Genomic DNA, 18,543 nt, shown 5'->3' with positions numbered 1-18,543 from the left:
GGCGTCGCTCACTGGTCCGCCCCTTCTTCCTGGTCGCTCTGGTCGTCCTGGTCGGCGGAGACCGGTTCGTACACCAGCACCGCCCTGTTGTCGGGGCGCAGCCGGGCCTGGGCGACCGCCTGCACCTCCTCGGCGGTGATGTCCAGCACGCGGTTGACGGCCGTCAGCGCGAGCTGCGGGTCGCCGAACAGCACGGCGTAACGGGCCAGTTCGTCGGCGCGGCCGGCGACCGTGCTGAGCCGGTCCAGCCATTCGCGTTCCAGCTGCGCCTGTGCGCGCTCCATCTCCTCCGGCGTCGGGCCCTCGGCGGCGAACCGCGCGAGCTCCTCGTCGACGGCGGACTCGATCTGCGGGACCTCGACCCCACCGGACGTCTTCACATCCAGCCAGCCGAGCGAGGGCGCGCCGGACAGACGCAGCAGGCCGAACCCGGCGGCGACGGCCGTGCGGTCCCGCCGCACCAGACGGTTGTGCAGCCGGGAGGACTCGCCGCCGCCGAGGACGGTGAGCGCCAGGTCGGCGGCGTCGGCCTCGCGGGTCCCGTCGTGCGGCAGCCGGTAGGCGGCCATCAGCGCACGCGCCGGAACCTCCTCCCGGATCTCCTCGCGCAGCTGCTCACCGATGATCTCCGGCAGGGAGCCGTCGCGCGGCGGCTGCTTGCCGTCGTGGGAAGGGATGGAGCCGAAGTACTTCTCGATCCAGGCGAGCGTCTGCTCCGGGTCGATGTCGCCGACGACCGACAGCACCGCGTTGTTCGGCGCGTAGTACGTGCGGAAGAAGGCGCGGGCGTCCTCGAGGGTCGCGGCGTCGAGGTCGGCCATCGAGCCGATGGGGGTGTGGTGGTACGGGTGGCCCTCGGGGTACGCGAGGGCGGTCAGCTTCTCGAACGCCGTGCCGTACGGCACATTGTCGTAGCGCTGACGGCGCTCGTTCTTGACGACGTCGCGCTGGTTCTCCATGGACTCGTCGTCGAGGGCGGCGAGCAGGGAGCCCATACGGTCGGCCTCCAGCCAGAGCGCGAGCTCCAACTGGTGGGTGGGCATCGTCTCGAAATAGTTGGTGCGCTCGAAGCTGGTGGTGCCGTTCAGCGAGCCGCCGGCGCCCTGCACGAGCTCGAAGTGACCGTTCCCCTTCACCTGGCCCGAGCCCTGGAACATCAGGTGCTCGAAGAGGTGAGCAAGCCCTGTACGGCCCTTGACCTCGTGGCGCGAGCCCACGTCGTACCAGAGGCAGACCGCGGCGACCGGGGTCAGGTGGTCCTCGGAGAGCACCACGCGCAGGCCGTTGGCCAGCCGATGCTCAGTCGCTGTCAGGCCGCCGGAGCCGGCCTGCGCTGTGGCCGTGTGACCCATGGGCATGTACGTCCCTTCGATCGCGATATGGAGAGTGCTGCCACTGTATGCAAGCGGGCTGACACCTGGCGAAGTTCCCGGGTCGTGGTCTGCGTTGTCAGTGGGACGGTCCACAATGGTCCGCGTCAGATCCAGATCCGGTACGTGAAGGAGCAGCAGCCGCGATGGCCCGCCGCAGCACGAAGACCCCTCCGCCCGACGACTTCGAGGAGCGGATCCTCGACATCGACGTCGTCGACGAGATGCAGGGCTCCTTCCTCGAGTACGCGTACTCCGTGATCTACTCACGCGCCCTGCCCGACGCCCGCGACGGCATGAAGCCGGTGCACCGCCGCATCGTCTACCAGATGAACGAGATGGGCCTGCGGCCCGACCGCGGATACGTCAAGTGTGCACGTGTCGTCGGCGAGGTGATGGGCAAGCTGCACCCCCATGGCGACGCCTCGATCTACGACGCCCTGGTGCGGATGGCGCAGCCCTTCTCCATGCGGGTGCCCCTGGTCGACGGACACGGAAACTTCGGTTCGCTCGGTAATGACGACCCGCCCGCGGCGATGCGTTACACCGAGTGCCGAATGGCCGACGCGACGTCGCTGATGACCGAGTCGATCGACGAGGACACCGTCGACTTCTCGCCGAACTACGACGGCCAGGAGCGGGAACCGGTCGCTCTTCCGGCGGCCTTCCCGAACCTCCTGGTCAACGGCGCGTCCGGGATCGCGGTCGGTATGGCGACGAACATGCCGCCGCACAATCTGGGCGAGGTCATCGCCGCGGCCCGCCATCTGATCAAGCACCCGGGCGCGGACCTCGAGACCCTCATGCGATACGTCCCGGGGCCGGACCTGCCGACCGGCGGCCGGATCGTGGGCCTCGCCGGCATCAAGGACGCGTACGAGTCCGGCCGCGGCACCTTCAAGATCCGTGCCACGGCCGTGATCGAGGACGTCACGCCCCGCCGCAAGGGACTCGTCGTCACCGAACTGCCCTTCACGGTCGGCCCGGAGAAGGTGATCGCGAAGATCAAGGACCTGGTCTCCGCGAAGAAGCTCCAGGGCATCGCCGACGTCAAGGACCTCACCGACCGGGCGCACGGCCTGCGTCTGGTGATCGAGATCAAGAACGGCTTCGTCCCCGAGGCCGTCCTGGAGCAGCTCTACAAGCTGACGCCGATGGAGGAGTCCTTCGGCATCAACAACGTGGCACTGGTCGACGGCCAGCCGCTGACGCTGGGGCTGAAGGAGCTGCTGGAGGTCTACCTCGACCACCGCTTCGAGGTCGTGCGCCGGCGCAGCGAGTTCCGCCGCACCAAGCGCCGCGACCGGCTGCATCTGGTCGAGGGCCTGCTCGTCGCGCTGATCGACATCGACGAGGTCATCCGGCTCATCCGGTCCAGCGAGAATTCCGCGGAGGCGAAGCAGCGACTGATCGAGCGCTTCTCGCTGAGCGACATCCAGACCCAGTACATCCTCGACACCCCGCTGCGTCGGCTGACCAAGTTCGACCGGCTGGAGCTGGAGAGCGAGCGCGACCGGCTGAACACCGAGATCGACGAGCTGACGGCGATCCTGGATTCGGACGCCGAGCTGCGGAAGCTGGTCTCGGGCGAACTGGCCGCGGTGGCCAAGAAGTTCGGCACCGACCGGCGCACGGTGCTGCTGGAGTCCGGTGCCACGCCGGTCGCGGCGGTGGCGCTGGAGGTCGCGGACGACCCGTGCCGGGTGCTGCTGTCCTCGACCGGACTGCTGGCGCGTACCGTCACCGGCGAGCCGATCCCGGACGACGAGGTCAAGCGCGCCAAGCACGATGTGATCGTCTCCGCCGTCCCCGCGACGGCGCGAGGCGATGTGGGAGCGGTGACGTCGACGGGCCGGCTGCTGCGGATCTCGGTGATCGACCTGCCGCAGCTGCCGCACACCGCGTCCGCGCCGAATCTGTCGGGAGGTGCGCCGCTCTCGGAGTTCCTCTCGCTGGAGACGGACGAGACGGTGATCTGCCTGACCACGCTCGACGAGTCGTCCCCGGGCCTCGCGCTCGGCACCCTCCAGGGTGTCGTCAAGCGGGTGGTGCCCGACTATCCGGCGAACAAGGACGAGCTGGAGGTCATCACCCTCAGGGAGGGCGACCGGATCGTCGGCGGTGTCGAGCTGCGGACCGGCGAGGAGGACCTGGTGTTCATCGCCTCCGACGCACAGCTGCTGCGCTATCAGGCCTCGCAGGTACGGCCGCAGGGCCGGGCGGCGGGCGGCATGGCCGGCATCAAGCTCGCGGACGGCGCACAGGTGATCTCGTTCACCGCGGTGGACCCGGCCGCGGAGGCGGTGGTGTTCACGGCCGCGGGCTCGACCGGCGCGCTGGACGACTCCATCACGACGGTGAAGATGACGCCGTTCGACCAGTACCCGCGCAAGGGGCGGGCGACCGGTGGCGTGCGCTGCCAGCGCTTCCTCAAGGGTGAGGACGTCCTGCTGCTGGCCTGGGCGGGCGCGAACCCGGTCCGGGCGGCCCAGCCGAACGGCACCCCGGCGCGGCTCCCGGACCTGGACCCGCGCCGGGACGGCTCGGGCACCCCGCCGCCGTCGCAGGTGGCGGTGCTGGCCGGCCCGTCGAGCTGATCGAGGCGCTGGATCCGAATGGACAGGTCGGCGGGCTCTACGAGCCCTCCGGCCCGTCCGGTACGAAGCGCAGGACGCCCCACAGGGTGTGTTCGTCAGGGGCGTCCTGCGGTCCGGCCACGGGGAGGGCGTCGAGCTCCTTGCGCAGGGCCGCGGTGTCGATGCCCGAGCCGATCAGGACGATCCCGCTCTGCCGCCGCTCGCCTGCCGGCCAGGGCTCCGGGTGGAACCGGAGGAACCGGCCGACGGCGTGGACGGCGTAGCGATTGCGCGGATCGAGGGCGCCGAAGTCGACAAATCCCTTGATGCGGTACAGGCCTTCGGGCCGCGAGTCGAGGAAGTCCAGCAGCCGGCGCGGGTGCAGCGGCTCGTCCGCGGTGAAGGAGACGCTCTCGTAGGCGGCGTGCAGATGGTCGCCGTGCGCACGCCCATGACGGTGGCCGTCGCCGACCTCGCACCCGTCGCCCCGGTCCCCGTCCCCGGCGCCGGCCGCGTCCTCGTCCTCTTCCCGCAGGTCCTCGAACGAGAGCTGGCCGACGCGCTCGCCCCGGGGCCGGCACTCGAAGAGCAGCTCCGGGTCGATCCGCCCGTACGTCGCACTGACCAGCGCCCCACGGCCGAGCCCGCGGATCCGCTCCCGCAGCCGCTCCCCCGCCGCGTCCCCGACCCGGTCAGCCTTGTTGAGCACAATGAGGTCGGCGATGCCGAGGTGCCGGGCGATCTCGGGGTGCCGCTCCAGGGTGGCGTCGAACTCGGCCGCGTCGACGACCTCGACGAGCCCGCCGTACATGACGCGCTCGTTCTCGCCGGCGAGCACCATCCGCACGAGTTCCTGTGGCTCGGCGAGCCCGCTCGCCTCGATGACGATGACGTCGAGACGCGCGTCGGGGCGGGTGAGCCGGTCCAGGAAGACGTCGAGTTCGCTCGCGTCGACAGCGCAGCACAGACACCCGTTCCCGAGGGACACGGTGGAGTCCCCGAGCTGCCCGGCCACGGTCATGGCGTCGATCTCGATGGCCCCGAAGTCGTTGACGACGACGCCGATACGGGTGCCACGGCTCGCGCGGAGAAGGTGGTTGAGCAGGGTGGTCTTGCCGGATCCCAGGAAGCCCGCGAGGACGATGACGGGCACGGGTTTGCTGGTCATGGGGCTCGAGCGTAGTGGACGCGGCCGACAACTCCGGGCCGCGCACCGCGCTTCAGGACGCCTGCCGCAGCACCGGCGGCGGCCCGACATACCTCGCCGCCGGGCGGATGATCTTGGAGTCCTCCGACTGTTCCAGAATGTTCGCGCTCCAGCCCACCACCCTCGCCGCGCAGAACGTCGGCGTGAACATCTCCCTGGGCAGACCGCACAGCTCCATGACCACGCCCGCGTAGAACTCCACGTTCGTGTGCAGCTCCCGGCCGGGCTTCAGTTCCGCCAGGATCGCCTCGACCTGTGCCTCCACCTGGACCGCGAACTCCACCAGCGGGCCGCCGAAGCTCTCCGCGATGCCCCGCAGCATGCGTGAGCGCGGGTCCTCGGTGCGGTAGACGGGATGGCCGAAACCCATGATGCGTTCGCCCGCGAGGACCCGTTCGCGGATCCAGGGGTCGATGCGGTCCGGGGTGCCGATGGCGTCGAGGGTGTCCAGGGCCCGGCTCGGGGCGCCGCCGTGCAGAGGGCCCGAGAGCGCGCCCGTCGCGCCGACCAGGCAGGCCGCGAGGTCCGCGCCGGTGGACGCGATGACCCGGGCGGTGAAGGTGGAGGCGTTGAAGCCGTGGTCGACGGTGGAGATGAGGTACTGCTCGATCGCCCTGGCCCGGGCGGGTTCCGGCTCCGAACCGGTCAGCATGTAGAGGTAGTTGGCCGCGAACGGCAGGTCCTCGCGCGGTTCGACCGGTTCGAGTCCCCGGCCCAGCCGGTGCAGCGCCGTGAGCAGCGTCGGCACGGCGGCGCACGCGGTCAGCGCGTCCCGGCGGCGCGACTCGGTGTCGAGGTCGTAGACCGGCCGCAACCCGGAGGCGGCACCCAGCAGCGAGAGGGCCGTCCGCAGCCCGGCGAGCGGGCCGGACGGAGCGCTGGAGCGGGCGATCGCCGGCAGCGCCGCCCGTACGTCGTCGGGCAGCCGGCGCAGGGCCGCCGTCTCGGCGAGGAAGGCCCGCCGCCGGTCGGCGTCCGGGAGCTCCCCGTAGAACATCAGATGCCAGACGTCCTCGAACCCGGTGCTCTGCGCGAGCTCGACGGCCGAGTACTGGCGGTAGTGGTAGAAGCCCTCTCGCCCTCTGACGTCTCCCAGTGCGGTGTCGGTGACCACGACCCCGGCGAGTCCGCGCGGTACGTCCAACTGCCTGTCCATCTGCATCACAGCTCCTCGAATTGATTCGACTGTCCATGCTTGATTACATCACTGTCAATATTGATCGCATCAATATGTGTACTGCTTGTGTACGGTGTCCCCCATGACGGAGAACGCACCGGAGACGGACCGGATCACCACGCGCGAGGCGGCCGAGCGACTCGGTGTGAAGCCCGAGACGGTGTACGCGTACGTCAGCCGCGGACAGCTCTCCAGCCGCCGCGACCCCACCGGCCGGGGCAGCACCTTCGACGCCAAGGAGGTCGACGCGCTCGTCCGCAAGGGGCGGCGGGAGCCCTCGGCCGGCAGTGACGTCACCCAGCGGATCCGCACGGGCATCACGCTGATCGACAAGGACCGCTACTACTTCCGCGGGGTGGACGCCACCGAGCTGGCCCGCAGCCACTCCTACGAGGAGATCGCCGACTGGCTCTGGACCGGCACGCTGCACAGGGGCATCCGCTTCACCTCCCCTCCCGAACCGCTGGCCGCCGCCCGCCGCGCGGTCGAGGCGCTGCCCGTGCACAGCGGGTCGACGGACCGGCTGCGGGTGGCGGCGATCGCCGCGGCCGTCGCCGATCCACTCCGTTTCGACCTCGGCCGTGACGCCGTCCTCGGCAGCGCCCGCTCCCTGATCCCCGTCCTGGTCGACGCGCTGCCCTCGGTCGGTGAGCCGCACCGGGGAGAGGGCCGGCTGGCCTGGCGGCTGTGGTCACGGCTCACCACGACCCGCCCCGACGAGGCGTTTCTGCGCGCCCTGGACATGGCGCTTTCGTTGCTCATTGACCACGACTTGGCCGCGTCCACCCTCGCGGTGCGGGTCGCCGCCTCCGCGCGCGCCCATCCGTACGCCGTCGTGTCCGCCGGGCTCGGCGCCCTGGACGGGCCGCTGCACGGGGCCGCCAGTGGGCTCGCCCACCGGATGCTCGCCGACGTCCTCGAACGGGGCGGGGCGGCACCGGTCGTCGCCGACCATCTGCGGGCGGGACGCCGGGTGCCTGGGCTCGGGCACCGTCTCTATCCGGCCCAGGACCCGCGCGCCGAGGCCCTGTTCGGCGCACTGGAGCAGATCCCCGCGGCCCGCCCGGCGCTGCGGGCGGCTCGCGAGGTGGAGTCGACGACGGCCCGCCATGTGGAGCTTCACGCCAATGTGGACATGGCGCTCGCCGTGCTGTCGCTGTCGTCGGGGATGCCGGCCGAGGCGGGCGAGACCGTGTTCGCCGTGGCGCGTACGGCCGGCTGGATCGCGCATGCGCTGGAGGAGTACGAGGAGCAGCCACTGCGGATGCGGCCGAGCGGTCACTACAGCGGCCCCCGCCCGCCCAGGCCCGCGCCGTGAACAGGCGGGAAGGGCCCGGGCGTCGGGGGCGCGCGTCCGTCGGGAACGGTAGGTCCTGGGGCCTCCTGGGGCCTCCTGAGGGGCCCGGGGAAAGGGGCCGGCGGCTCCGGCCGCGGGTCAGGACCGTAGCCAGGCCGCCGTGTCCTGCGGGAGCCTCCCGTCGCCGTCCAGGGGGCCGCTCGTCAGCAGGATGCCGGTGTGGCCGGGGAGTTTGACGGGCTCTTGGGAGAAGTTGACGACGCAGATCAGGCCGCCGGTCCTGACGAAGGCGAGGACGTCCGGGGCGGTCGGCAGCCAGTTCAGGGGACCGTCGCCGAAGCCCTCCTCGGTGCGGCGGAGGCGCAGGGCTTCGCGATAGAGGACGAGCATGGAGTCCTCCCTCGCGGCCTGCAGGTCGGCCGCGTAGGCCGTCCAGTCCGCGGGCTGCGGCAGCCACGGCTCCTGCTCGGAACCGAAGCCGAAGTGCGGGGCGTCCGCACGCCACGGCAGGGGCACCCGGCAGCCGTCCCGTCCGGGGTCCACCCCGAGCGAGCGGAAATGCATCGGGTCCTGGATGCGGTCCAGCGGTATGTCCGCCTCGGGGAGGCCCAGTTCCTCGCCCTGGAACAGGTAGACGCTGCCGGGCAGCGCGAGGGAGAGCAGGGCGGCGGCGCGTGCCCGCCGGGTTCCGGTCACGAGGTCGGACGGTGTGCCGAAGCGCTTCTTCGCGAAGTCGAAGCCGGTGTCCTCGGCCCGTCCGTAGCGGGTGACCGTGCGGGTGACGTCGTGGTTGCAGAGCACCCAGGTGGCGGGCGCGCCCACCGGGGCGTGGAAGGCCAGTGTCGTGTCGATGGAGGCACGCAGCTCCGCCGCGTCCCAGGGCCGGGCGAGGAAGTCGAAGTTGAAGGCGGTGTGCAGCTCGTCGGGGCGCAGATAGCGCGAGAACCGGTCCGGATCGGGCACCCACAGTTCGCCGATGAGGACACCGTTGTACTCGTCGGCGACGGCCCGCCAGGAGCGGTAGATGTCGTGCAGTTCGTCGCGGTCGACGTAGGGGGTGGTGTCGTCCTCGGCGGCGTCCGGCAGGTCGGGGTCCTTGGCGCACAGGGCCGCCGAGTCGATGCGTACGCCGGCGGCTCCCCGCTCGAACCAGAAGCGCAGGACGTCCTCGTGCTCCTGGCGGACAACCGGGTGACTCCAGTTGAGATCCGGCTGCTGCGGCGTGAACAGGTGCAGATACCACTCGCCGTCCGCAACCCTGGTCCAGGTCTCCCCCGAGAACTGCGACGGCCAGTTGTTGGGCGGCAGTTCACCGTTCTCGCCGCGGCCCGGGCGGAAGTGGAACAGCTCGCGCTCCGCGCTGCCGGGCCCCGCCGCGACGGCGGCCCGGAACCAGGCGTGCTGGTCCGACAGATGATTGGGGACGATGTCGACGATGGTGCGGATGCCCAGTCCGCGTGCCTCGCTGATGAGCTTCTCGGCCTCCGCCAGAGTGCCGAAAGCCGGGTCGATGGAGCGGTAGTCGGCGACGTCGTAACCGCCGTCCGCCATCGGGGAGAGGTACCAGGGGTTGAACCAGATGGCGTCGATGCCGAGTTCGGCGAGGTAGGGCAGCCGGGCCCGCACCCCGGCGAGATCACCGGTGCCGTCGCCGTCACCGTCGGCGAAGCTGCGTACGTACACCTGATAGATGGCGGCGGCGCGCCACCAGTCGTCCGTGTGATCCAGAGGGGCTGCCACGTGAGGTCCTTTCGGGCAGGTGGGACTCCGCCGCCGGCCCGGACAGCGGGGCGCCAGGGCAAGGCCGGCGGCGGAGGCTCGAGGGGAACAGGCGGTGCGGGCCGGGGTCAGCCCTTGAGTCCGCCCGCGGTGAGACCGCTCATGATGTTGCGCTGGAAGGCGAGGAAGATCAGGAGCGTGGGGATCGAGGCGATCGTGAGCGCGGCGATCAGCACGTTCTCCGGCACGCCGTGGGAGAGGGAGTAGATACCGACGTTGAGCGTCTGTTTGGTCGGGTCGGGCAGGGTGAGCATCGGCCAGAGGAAGTCCTTCCAGACGCCGACGACCGCGAAGATCGACACGACGCCCAGAATGGGCCGCGAGATCGGCAGCACCACCGACCACAGGGTTCTGAACCGGGACGCACCGTCGATGGCGGCCGCGTCGAGCAGCTCGTGCGGGATCGAGTCGAAGAACCGCTTGAGCAGGAAGATGTTGAAGGCGTTGGTGACCGAAGGAAGCCAGATCGCCCAGGGCGAGTTGAGCAGATTGCGCTCGATGATCGGGACGTCCAGCACGGTGAGGTACTGCGGTACGACGAGGACGGTGGCCGGGATCATCAGCGTCACCAGCATCATCGCGAGGATGGCCTTGCCGAATACCGGCCGCAGCCGGGAGAGCGAGTAGGCCGCGGCGACGTCGAAGACCAGCTGGAACGCGAGCGCCCCGAAGGCGTAGTACAGGGTGTTGAACAGCAGCCGGGAGAGGTCCATCACCTCCCAGGCCCGGGAGTAGTTCTCCGGGTTCACCGAGCCCGGGACCAACGTGGGCGGCGACTGGACGACTTCCTGGGTGGTCTTGAGCCCGCCGGAGACCATCCAGTAGAGCGGTCCGAGGAAGACCAGCGTGAACAGGATCATCACCAGGACGAAGGCGGTCCAGTAGAGCAGTCTGCCACGGGGCCTGGCGAGTTGGGCCGGTGAGATGAGTGTGCGTGTGGTCATGGCCGTCTTCCCGCCTACTCGTCCTCGGCGCGGCTGAGCCGGACGTACGCCGCGGAGAACCCCGCGAGCAGTACGAGCAGGACCAGGCCGAGCGCGGCCGCGCTGCCGTAGTTGTTGAAGTTGAAGGCGTACTGGTAGATCAGATAGACGACCGTCGTGGTCGAGCCCTCGGGGCCGGCGCCGCCGGTGAGCAGGAACGGCTCCGTGAAGACCTGCATCGTCGCGATGATCTGCATCAGCAGCATCAGCGAGAGGATGAGCCGGGTCTGCGGGATGGTGACGTACCAGATCTTGCGCAGCAGGCCGGCGCCGTCCAGCTCGGCCGCCTCGTAGAGCTCACCCGGGACGCCCTGGAGTGCGGCGAGGTAGATGAGGGTGGCGCCGCCCATGTTCATCCAGGTGGCGGCGATGACCACGGAGAGCATCGCGGTGTCGGGGTCCTGGAGCCATTGCTGCTGGGGAAGGTGCGCGAGCTCCAGCAGCCTGTTCAGCAGTCCGTAGCCCGGGTCGTAGAGGTACTTGAACAGCAGGACCGAGGCGACCGGCGGCAGCATCACGGGCAGGTAGACGAGCAGGCGCAGGAACCCCTGGCCGTGCCGGAACTCGTTGAGGACCAGGGCGACGACGAACGGCACGATGAATCCGAAGACCAGCGCGAGCCCCGTGAACAGGAGCGTGTTGCGCCAGGCCTGCCAGAACGCCGGGTCGTTGAAGACGGTGGTCAGGTTGGACCAGCCGGCCCAGGTCGTCTGTCCGTTCTCGGTCTTCTGGAAGGCCAGGATGAACTCCCTGACCATGGGATACCAGGAGAAGAACGAGAAGCAGACGACAGCGCCGATCAGAAAGCCGTGCGCCGACAGGTTGCGGCGCAGGGCCCGTACGAACGCCTCCCTCGATGCGTTCGTACGGGGCCCGCCGTCGCGGCCGGGACGCGGTGCGGCCTTGCGTGGGATGAGAGTGGGGGCCGACATCGGCTACTGGTTCGCCAGGATCTGGTTGACCTGCGACTCGGCGGTGGCCAGCAACTTGCCCGCGTCCGCGTTCTTGTTGGTCAGGACGCCCGACATCACGTTGTCGAGGACCTTGTAGATCTCCTGGGCCTTGGGCGGCTCGGCCTTGCCCTGCACCGGGTTGTCCATGAAGGGCTTGAAGTTCTCGACCGGCATGGTGGCGTTGGCCGCGCGCGCCGCGTCGTCCTTCGCCTTGCTGGCGCCCAGCCAGAAGTTGGGCTGCGGCACACCGACAGGCAGACCGTCGGCCTTGCTACGGGCCCAGTCGAACTGGCCCTTGCCGACCGTGAGGTTCTTGAAGTTGAGCCAGGCGACGGCGGCCTTGATCTTGTCGGGCGAGCTGCCCTTCTTGACCATGTAGTTGTTGCCGCCGTAGAGGGTGGCCTTCTGGCCGGGGATCGGGCCCATGCCGAAGTTCTCGTACTTGGCGCCGAGTTGCTGGACCATGTACGCGATGTCGTCGGGGGCGGCGAGGAACATGCCGAGCTTGTCGCTGGCTATCTGCTTCTGCAGGTCGCCCCACTTGAGCAGCTGGGTCTTGCCCATGCTCTCGTCCTGCCAGCGCATCGCCTTGAGGTTCTCGACGACCTGCTTGCCGGTCGCGTCGTTGAAGGCGGCCTTCTTGCCACTCTCGTCCACGATGTTCCCGCCGAGGCCGTACATATGGGCGGTGAAGTGCCAGCCGCCGGTGTTGCCGGCGCTGTACTCCCCGAACCCGGCGGTGCCGTTGCCGAGTCCGGCGATCTTCTTCGCGGCCGCGCGGACGTCTTCCCAGGTCGTCGGCGGGGCGTCGGGGTCGAGCCCGGCCTGCTGGAAGAGCTTGCGGTTGATCAGCAGGCCCATGGTGTAGTTGCTCGTGGGCAGGCCGTAGAGCTTTCCGTCCTTCTTCAGGGAGTTCAGGACGTTCGGGTCGATGTCCCCGACCGCCGGGACGGTCTTCGGAGTCACGTACGCCGTGATGTCCTCGGCGCCGGCGTTGTCCAGCACCTGCGTTAGGTCCGTGAAGTACGTGTAGAAGACGTCCGGCTGGGATTTGGCCTTGAGCATCGCGGTGAACCGCGGCGGCTCCAGGCACTGGCCGGGAGTGGACCGGCCCTCGATCCTGATGTTCGGGTACGTCTTGTTGAACGCCTTGACGTCCTCTTTCCACTCCTTGAGTTCCGCGGCCTTCGCGGCCGGCGGCATGCAGTCGATCGTCAGCGTCAGCTTGGTCTTCGGGTCCAGGGGAGCTGACGGATCGGACGAACCGCCGCCGGATCCCTCGTCGTTGTCACCGCTGCTGCTCGTGCCGCAGGCGGCCAGCGCGGTCAGGGCGAGCGCGGAGACGAGCGCGGTCGCGGCGGAACGGCGCGTACGGCGGAACCCAGCACTTCTCATCGGTGGTCCCCTTCGGGCCTGAGCGTGGATGACCCGCGGCTGACAAGCAGCGGGAACGCGCCACACTCAACCACCGGCGACAGAGGACCGCAATATGTCGCGCCGATTTCGTAAATGATTGACAGTCGGTTGAATCAGGTGCGCGGAGCCTTTGCGGTGGAGCCGCGCACCACCAGTTCCGGCTCGAAGAGCAGCTCACCGGGCGGGACCTCGCCGCCCTGGATCTGCGCACAGAGCAGTTCCACCGCGGCGCGGCCCATCGCCTCGATGGGCTGGCGCACGGTCGTCAGCGGCGGCTCCGTGCAGTTCATGAAGGCGGAGTCGTCGTAGCCCACGACGGAGATGTCCCCGGGGACGGCGAGCCCTCGCCGGCGAGCCGCGCGCACGGCACCGAGGGCGAGGGGATCGCTCGCGCACAAGATGCCGGTGACACCGCGGTCGAGCAGCCTGGAGGCCGCCGCCTGCCCGCCTTCCAACGAGAACATGGAGCGTTCGATCCGCTCGTCGGCCAGCTCCCCGCCGGACGCCTTCGCGGCCGCGTGGGCCGCCGCGAGCTTGCGCCGGGACGGCACATGATCGAGCGGGCCGAGGACGAGACCGATGCGGTCGTGGCCGAGCGAGGCGAGGTGGCGCCAGGCCTGCTCGACCGCCACGGCGTCGTCGCACGCGATGCAGGGGAAGTCGAGATTCTCGATGGCCGCGTTGATGAGCACCACCGGGATCCGGCGTTCGGCCAGCAGCCGGTAGTGGTCGTGCGGGGCGTCCTCCTGGGCGAAGAGCCCGCCGGCGAACACCACGCCGGACACCTGCTGCTGGAGCAGCAGTTCGACGTAGTCGGCCTCGGAGACCCCGCCCTTCGTCTGGGTGCACAGGACGGGGGTGAGGCCCTGCTGGGCAAGCGCTCCGCCGATCACTTCGGCGAACGCCGGGAAGATCGGGTTCTGGAGCTCCGGCAGCACGAGGCCCACCAGGCGCGCGCGCTCGCCGCGCAGCTGGGTGGGGCGCTCGTAGCCGAGGACGTCCAGCGCGGTCAGGACGGACTGGCGCGTGGCCTCGGAGACCCCCGGCTTGCCGTTGAGCACCCGGCTGACCGTGGCCTCACTGACCCCTACCTTCTTCGCCACCTGAGCAAGTCGTCGCGTCATGCACGCAAGACTAGCGCAAGCCATGCAAGCGGCTTGCGCTAGTCCGCGTGTGGATCAGTAGCCGATCACGGGCTTGATCCCGGGGTCGATCTAGGGATTGATGTTGATCTTGAAGGTGGAGGTGGTGTTCTTGATGTCCTGGACGTTGCCGGCGAACCGCAGGCCGTTGAAGGTGACCTCACCCACCGCGGGCCCCTGGCCCGGCTCGGGCATCTCGTTCGCCCAGAGGCCGAAGCCGGACTTGGCGTCGAAGGCGTCGCCGCTCTTGCGTGCACCGGTGATCGAGATGTCAGTGAGCACGGTGTCCTTGATCGGGAACTGCGGCTGACCTCCCACGTAGTTGGTCTGGAACATGATGCCGCTGTACGTCGGATCGACGATGTCGACGTTGTTGACGCGGATCCCCTGGAACACCTTCGAGGCCGAGAACAGCCAGATGCCGGGGAAGGTCTGCGCCCCCCAGAAATGGCCGCCGGCCCGGACGATCGAGACGTTCTCGACGGTCGTCGGCTCGGTCCCGAAGCCGTTCATCGGATACCCGAAGTCCAGCGAGCTGATCGTGATGCCCGAGTAGACGAGGGTGTCGGCGACGTGGATGTTGCGGAAGGTGTTGTTGTAACCGCCGTAGACGGCGATGCCGGCCGCACGCCAGGTGAGGATCGACGTCAGGTTCTCGTAGACGTTGTTCTCCATGTCCGCCCCACCGGCGTCGATCGCCGAGAACAGGGCGAAACTGTCGTCACCGGTGGCCCGGGCCTCGTTGTTGGTGACGAGGTTGTCCGTCGAGCCGTTCGTCATGTTGATGCCGTCGGCGAACATGTTGCGGATCCGGGAGTTCTTGATCGTGATCTTGTCGGTGTTCGCGCCCCAGTAGAGGCACACCATGTGCTCGTTCCAGATGTTGTCGATCACGATGTCGGTGACGTTGGAGAAGTCGAACACCTTGCCCGGGCCGTCGATGCGCGAGGTGTAGTTCCCGAAGTAGGCGAAGCCCGCGAACGACGAGCCCTTCGCCGACGCCTCCGCCCGGAAGCCCACATCGGTGTTGTCCTGGGTCGAGGGGGCGTTGAAGCGGGTGTACCAGGGCCCCGCGCCGGCCACCTTGACGGCCTTGCCGTAGACCTGGAACTTGCTCGCCGTCTGGTAGTCACCGGCCGGCAGGTACACGCCGACCAGCGTGCCGGTGGTGTCCATGCGCACCTTGTCCAGGGCGTTCTGCACGTCCTGGTGCGTGAATCCGGCCGGGACGGTGTACCTCGCCGGGTCCGGGTTGGCGACCGGCGCGACCTGCTCCAGATTGACGAAGTCGATCGCGTAGCGCGAGGTGTTCGCCGCGTCCTTCTGCAGCCTGATCCTGCTGCCCGCCGGGACGGTCTCGCCCAGCATGACGTGCGCCTCGTCGTAGATGTGCCGAGGGGCGCCGGCGCCCGGCGAGTTCCCGGGACTGGCCTCCGCGCCGTACAGCCAGGAGTACTTCGACGTGAGGTCGATGGCCTTGCGGAAGGTGCCGTTGACATACACGTTCAGCGTGGAGTCGATGCCTCCGCCGCCGGGAGCGTCCGGGATGGAGAACCGGGTCACCAGGGTGTTCGTGCTGGCCCTGGTGGTGAACTCCACGTAGTTACCGGTGTTGTTGAGGGTGACGGCCTTTCGGCCCGAGGCCTCTCCCGCGATGTCGCCGACCGTGCGGTTCGGCCCGACGACAGCCGCTCCGCCGCCCGCGGAGCCGTCCTCGGCCTCGTACATGTCGTAGGGCATGTTCGCCCCGCGGCCGATGAACAGCGACTGGCTGCTGGTGTTGTTGGCGCGCTTCACGGGCAGTTCGTTGGCGTCGTCGGCGACGACCACCTTCACGGTGTACGAGCCGTTGGCGGCGGCCCAGGTGCCGAGGTTCACCGGCGCGGCGGTCGCGCCCGCGGCGATGACCCCGCTGTGCGCACCGGTGAGGGTCTTCACTGTGGCGCCCTTGGAGTCGGTCAGGGTCAGGGTGATGCCATGGCTGCCGCCTGCCGAGGCGACCGTGCCCTGGTTCTTCAGGGCCACGGAGAAGGTGACGGTGTCACCGGCGGAGGCGCCGCTGGGCGTCCAGTTCACGGCCGAGGCGAGCAGGTCGGAACTGTCGACGGGCTTCACCACCAGCGAGGTGGGGCTGGTGTAGGTGTTGTTGGACTCGTTCTGCTCGATGACGGCGTTCGCCTCGTCGGCTACCGCGCTCAGCTGGTAGGTACCCGCGTCGCGGGCGCCGATGGTGGCGCTGACCGTGGTCTGCGCCCCGGCCGCGAGGGCCCCGACCCCGGCCGATCCCACCTTCGTCCCGCCGAGGCGGAAGGCGAGGGTGCTCGCGGCGGAGGCCGCGGGACCGCTGTTGCGGACGGTGGCGGACAGGGTGATCGGATCCGACTCGACGGGCGCGGCGGGCGCGGCCGTGAGACCGGTGACCTCCAGGTCCGGATCGGGCGCGGCGACTCCGATGACCTGGAACTCGGCGATCTGTCCTGCGGACGAACCGGAGTTGGAGGTGAACCTCAGCTGGACGTCGGCGACGCGGGCGTCGACCGGGACGGTCACCGCGTTCTGGCTCGCGGGGTTGAAGGTGTAGTCCTTGGCGGTCACCAGGCCGGCGAAGCCGGATGCGCTCTGTTCGCGGCCGAGGACCTGGATGTTCTGGGTACGGCTGCCCCAGGAGCTGTCCGGGTTGAGCTTCAGGACGAGGCTGCTGACGTCGGCGTTGGCGCCCAGCTTGACGGTGAGGGTGTTCGGGTAGCTGCCGGCAGCGCCCTCCCAGTAGGTGGCGAGGCTGTTGTCGTTGGCGTTCTCGGCGACGAACGTGTGGATCACGGACGACGCGGTGATCGGCTTGCCGACCGCGAGGTTGGACCCGTTGCCGCCGCTGCCGTTGCGGGTGACGGTGTTGCTGTTGCCGGACCGGTTACCGGCCGCGTCCTTGGCCCGCACGAAGTACGACACGGTCGCGCTCGCCGGCTGGGTGTCCGTGAACGTCGTGACATTGCCCGCCACGCTCTGGCGCAGCGAGTTGTTCGCGTAGATGTCGTAGCCGGTCACCGCCGTGTTGTCGGTCGACGCCCCCCAGGTCAGCCTGATCTGTCCGGCGGCGGGTTCCGTGAAGGCGAGGTTGGACGGGACCGTCGGGGCCCGGGTGTCGCCGGTGTCGCCCCTGCGGGTGACGGTGTTGCTGTTGCCGGACTGGTTACCGGCCGCGTCCTTGGCCCGCACGAAGTACGACACGGTCGCGCTCGCCGGCTGGGTGTCGGTGAACGTCGTGACATTGCCCGCCACGCTGGTCCGCAGGTCACCGTTGGCGTAGATGTCGTAGCCGGTCACGGCGGTGTTGTCGGTGGACGGCTTCCAGGCCAGCCTGATCTGTCCGGTGGCCGGTTCCGTGTAGCTGAGTTCGGTGGGCGTGGTCGGAGCCTGGGTGTCCCCGGTGGCCGGACCGTAGATCTCCAGCTCGGACAGCTGGGCTGCCGCCCGCCCGGAGTTGGCGGTGACGAGGACCCGGACGTACCGCGTGGTGGCGGCGTCGAAGGTGATCGTCGCAGACTGTCCGCCTGCCGCGTTGAAGGCGTACGCCTTGGACGCGGTCAGGTCCGTGTAGTCGGTGCCGTTGGCGCTGCCCTGGATCTGGAGGGTCTGCGTTCGATCCGGCCAGCCGTCCGGCAGCCGCAGCACCACGCGGTCGATGCGGACGGATGCGCCGAGGTCGGCTCGGATCCACTGCGGGAGGCTGCCGTTGGCGCTCTCCCAGTAGCTGGCCTTGTTGCCGTCGTTCGCGTTGGCCGCGGTGTAGACCTCGGTGTGGCTGCTCGCGGTGAGCGTCCTGCCCCGGGCCAGATTGACGGACGACGCGCCGGCCGCGTGCACCTCCAGCTCACTGAGCTGGGCGGCGGCCCAGCCGGTGTTGGCCGTGATGTGGACGCGGACGAATCTGGTCTGGGTGGCCGGGAAGCCGACCGTCACGGTATTGCCCGAGCCCGGCTGGAAGCTGTAGGCGGCCGAGGTCTTGATCGTGGTGAAACTGGTGCCGTCCGCGCTGCCCTGCACGGACAGAGTCTGGCTGCGGCTCTCCCAGCCCGCGGGCAGCTTCAGCACCACCTCGTCGACCCGGCTGGTGGCCCCGAGGTCGGTCTGCACCCACTGCGGAAGGCCTCCTCCGGCGCTCTGCCAGTACGTCCCCTGGCTGCCGTCGGTGATGTTCCCGGCGGAGTACTCGGCATGGGCGGTGCTGGCGGTCGCGGGCCTGCCCGCGGCGATATTGGGGCCGTCGGCCGCCGAGGCGGTGAGCGTCGGCCATCCGATCAGCAGAAGGCTGGTCGTGATCACGGCGGAGAGCACCCGACAACTCCGGCGTTGCGGTCTCATTTGTCCCCGATCTTCGGCCTCGCGCCGAGGCGAGGCGCGGCTCTGTCGGCGTACATGACGACGTGCCCGTGCGACTGGCGTTTGTGCACGGTTGAACTGAGACTTTTGCGTTCAGCGGTCAGAGAGTTGCAGAGAACTGCTAAGTCGTCTACCGCCATGACCGCGTCAAATTTCGCCGTGGATCGCCCTGGAACTCCTGAGTCCGCCCACACCAGCGGCTTTATCGCCGACTTTCAGGAAATCGCAAACGGACCGCATATAACGCAAGCGGCTTGCGTCAC

General features: G+C 69.3%; 11 protein-coding genes. 2 read left to right on the top strand and 9 right to left on the bottom strand.

What is annotated here, in order from left to right:
* Positions 1 to 8 precede the first annotated feature (8 nt).
* A complete protein-coding gene (locus ABTX78_RS03255; RefSeq protein WP_352205490.1) occupies positions 9 to 1,352 on the bottom strand; it encodes a M16 family metallopeptidase in 1,344 nt (447 codons plus the stop codon).
* Positions 1,353 to 1,516: 164 nt separating this feature from the next.
* Between ABTX78_RS03255 and ABTX78_RS03250 the strand changes: the two genes are divergently transcribed.
* Positions 1,517 to 3,967: a DNA gyrase/topoisomerase IV subunit A gene (locus ABTX78_RS03250; RefSeq protein ID WP_352205110.1), complete on the top strand. Its 2,451-nt coding sequence runs from the start codon at positions 1,517 to 1,519 to the stop codon at positions 3,965 to 3,967.
* 37 nt (positions 3,968 to 4,004) lie between these two features.
* Here ABTX78_RS03250 and ABTX78_RS03245 read toward each other — a convergent pair whose 3' ends face one another.
* The gene (locus tag ABTX78_RS03245) at positions 4,005 to 5,114 is read right to left on the bottom strand and encodes a CobW family GTP-binding protein (protein ID WP_352205109.1); all 1,110 of its coding nucleotides are present in this window, start codon (positions 5,112 to 5,114) and stop codon (positions 4,005 to 4,007) included.
* A gap of 52 nt (positions 5,115 to 5,166) precedes the next feature.
* The gene (locus ABTX78_RS03240; RefSeq protein ID WP_352205108.1) at positions 5,167 to 6,315 is read right to left on the bottom strand and encodes a citrate synthase/methylcitrate synthase; all 1,149 of its coding nucleotides are present in this window, start codon (positions 6,313 to 6,315) and stop codon (positions 5,167 to 5,169) included.
* A gap of 97 nt (positions 6,316 to 6,412) precedes the next feature.
* On the opposite strand from ABTX78_RS03240, the gene ABTX78_RS03235 reads away from it, so the two are divergent.
* Positions 6,413 to 7,648: a citrate/2-methylcitrate synthase gene (locus ABTX78_RS03235; RefSeq protein ID WP_352205107.1), complete on the top strand. Its 1,236-nt coding sequence runs from the start codon at positions 6,413 to 6,415 to the stop codon at positions 7,646 to 7,648.
* 117 nt (positions 7,649 to 7,765) lie between these two features.
* Here ABTX78_RS03235 and ABTX78_RS03230 read toward each other — a convergent pair whose 3' ends face one another.
* The 6 genes from ABTX78_RS03230 to ABTX78_RS03205 form a co-directional block, all read right to left on the bottom strand.
* The gene (locus ABTX78_RS03230; RefSeq protein WP_352205106.1) at positions 7,766 to 9,367 is read right to left on the bottom strand and encodes a glycoside hydrolase family 13 protein; all 1,602 of its coding nucleotides are present in this window, start codon (positions 9,365 to 9,367) and stop codon (positions 7,766 to 7,768) included.
* A 107-nt stretch (positions 9,368 to 9,474) separates the two neighbouring features.
* On the bottom strand, positions 9,475 to 10,350 hold the full coding sequence (locus ABTX78_RS03225; RefSeq protein WP_352205105.1) for a carbohydrate ABC transporter permease: 876 nt from the start codon (positions 10,348 to 10,350) through the stop codon (positions 9,475 to 9,477).
* A 14-nt stretch (positions 10,351 to 10,364) separates the two neighbouring features.
* Complete coding sequence (locus tag ABTX78_RS03220) at positions 10,365 to 11,321, bottom strand: carbohydrate ABC transporter permease (protein ID WP_352205104.1); 957 nt, start codon at positions 11,319 to 11,321, stop codon at positions 10,365 to 10,367.
* 3 nt (positions 11,322 to 11,324) lie between these two features.
* On the bottom strand, positions 11,325 to 12,737 hold the full coding sequence (locus tag ABTX78_RS03215; protein ID WP_352205103.1) for an extracellular solute-binding protein: 1,413 nt from the start codon (positions 12,735 to 12,737) through the stop codon (positions 11,325 to 11,327).
* Between the two features lie 134 nt (positions 12,738 to 12,871).
* Positions 12,872 to 13,882 carry a LacI family DNA-binding transcriptional regulator gene (locus ABTX78_RS03210; protein ID WP_352205102.1) on the bottom strand — a complete coding sequence of 337 codons (1,011 nt, stop codon included), beginning with the start codon at positions 13,880 to 13,882 and terminating at the stop codon, positions 12,872 to 12,874.
* A gap of 90 nt (positions 13,883 to 13,972) precedes the next feature.
* A complete protein-coding gene (locus ABTX78_RS03205) occupies positions 13,973 to 18,262 on the bottom strand; it encodes a discoidin domain-containing protein (RefSeq protein WP_352205101.1) in 4,290 nt (1,429 codons plus the stop codon).
* Positions 18,263 to 18,543 lie beyond the last annotated feature (281 nt).

The sequence above is a fragment of the Streptomyces sp. NPDC096193 genome, from assembly GCF_040302905.1.
GTDB lineage: Bacteria > Actinomycetota > Actinomycetes > Streptomycetales > Streptomycetaceae > Streptomyces.
The sequence above is the reverse complement of the archived record's forward strand: the minus strand, read 5'-3'. Positions and strand labels throughout refer to the sequence as shown.

Excerpts from the sequence above, each read along its gene's own strand:
- ABTX78_RS03255 (WP_352205490.1), bottom strand. The coding sequence starts at position 1,352 with ATGGGTCACACGGCCACAGCGCAGGCCGGCTCCGGCGGCCTGACAGCG.
- ABTX78_RS03250 (WP_352205110.1), top strand. The coding sequence starts at position 1,517 with ATGGCCCGCCGCAGCACGAAGACCCCTCCGCCCGACGACTTCGAGGAG.
- ABTX78_RS03245 (WP_352205109.1), bottom strand. The coding sequence starts at position 5,114 with ATGACCAGCAAACCCGTGCCCGTCATCGTCCTCGCGGGCTTCCTGGGA.
- ABTX78_RS03240 (WP_352205108.1), bottom strand. The coding sequence starts at position 6,315 with ATGCAGATGGACAGGCAGTTGGACGTACCGCGCGGACTCGCCGGGGTC.
- ABTX78_RS03235 (WP_352205107.1), top strand. The coding sequence starts at position 6,413 with ATGACGGAGAACGCACCGGAGACGGACCGGATCACCACGCGCGAGGCG.
- ABTX78_RS03225 (WP_352205105.1), bottom strand. The coding sequence starts at position 10,350 with ATGACCACACGCACACTCATCTCACCGGCCCAACTCGCCAGGCCCCGT.
- ABTX78_RS03220 (WP_352205104.1), bottom strand. The coding sequence starts at position 11,321 with ATGTCGGCCCCCACTCTCATCCCACGCAAGGCCGCACCGCGTCCCGGC.
- ABTX78_RS03215 (WP_352205103.1), bottom strand. The coding sequence starts at position 12,737 with ATGAGAAGTGCTGGGTTCCGCCGTACGCGCCGTTCCGCCGCGACCGCG.
- ABTX78_RS03210 (WP_352205102.1), bottom strand. The coding sequence starts at position 13,882 with ATGACGCGACGACTTGCTCAGGTGGCGAAGAAGGTAGGGGTCAGTGAG.
- ABTX78_RS03205 (WP_352205101.1), bottom strand. The coding sequence starts at position 18,262 with ATGAGACCGCAACGCCGGAGTTGTCGGGTGCTCTCCGCCGTGATCACG.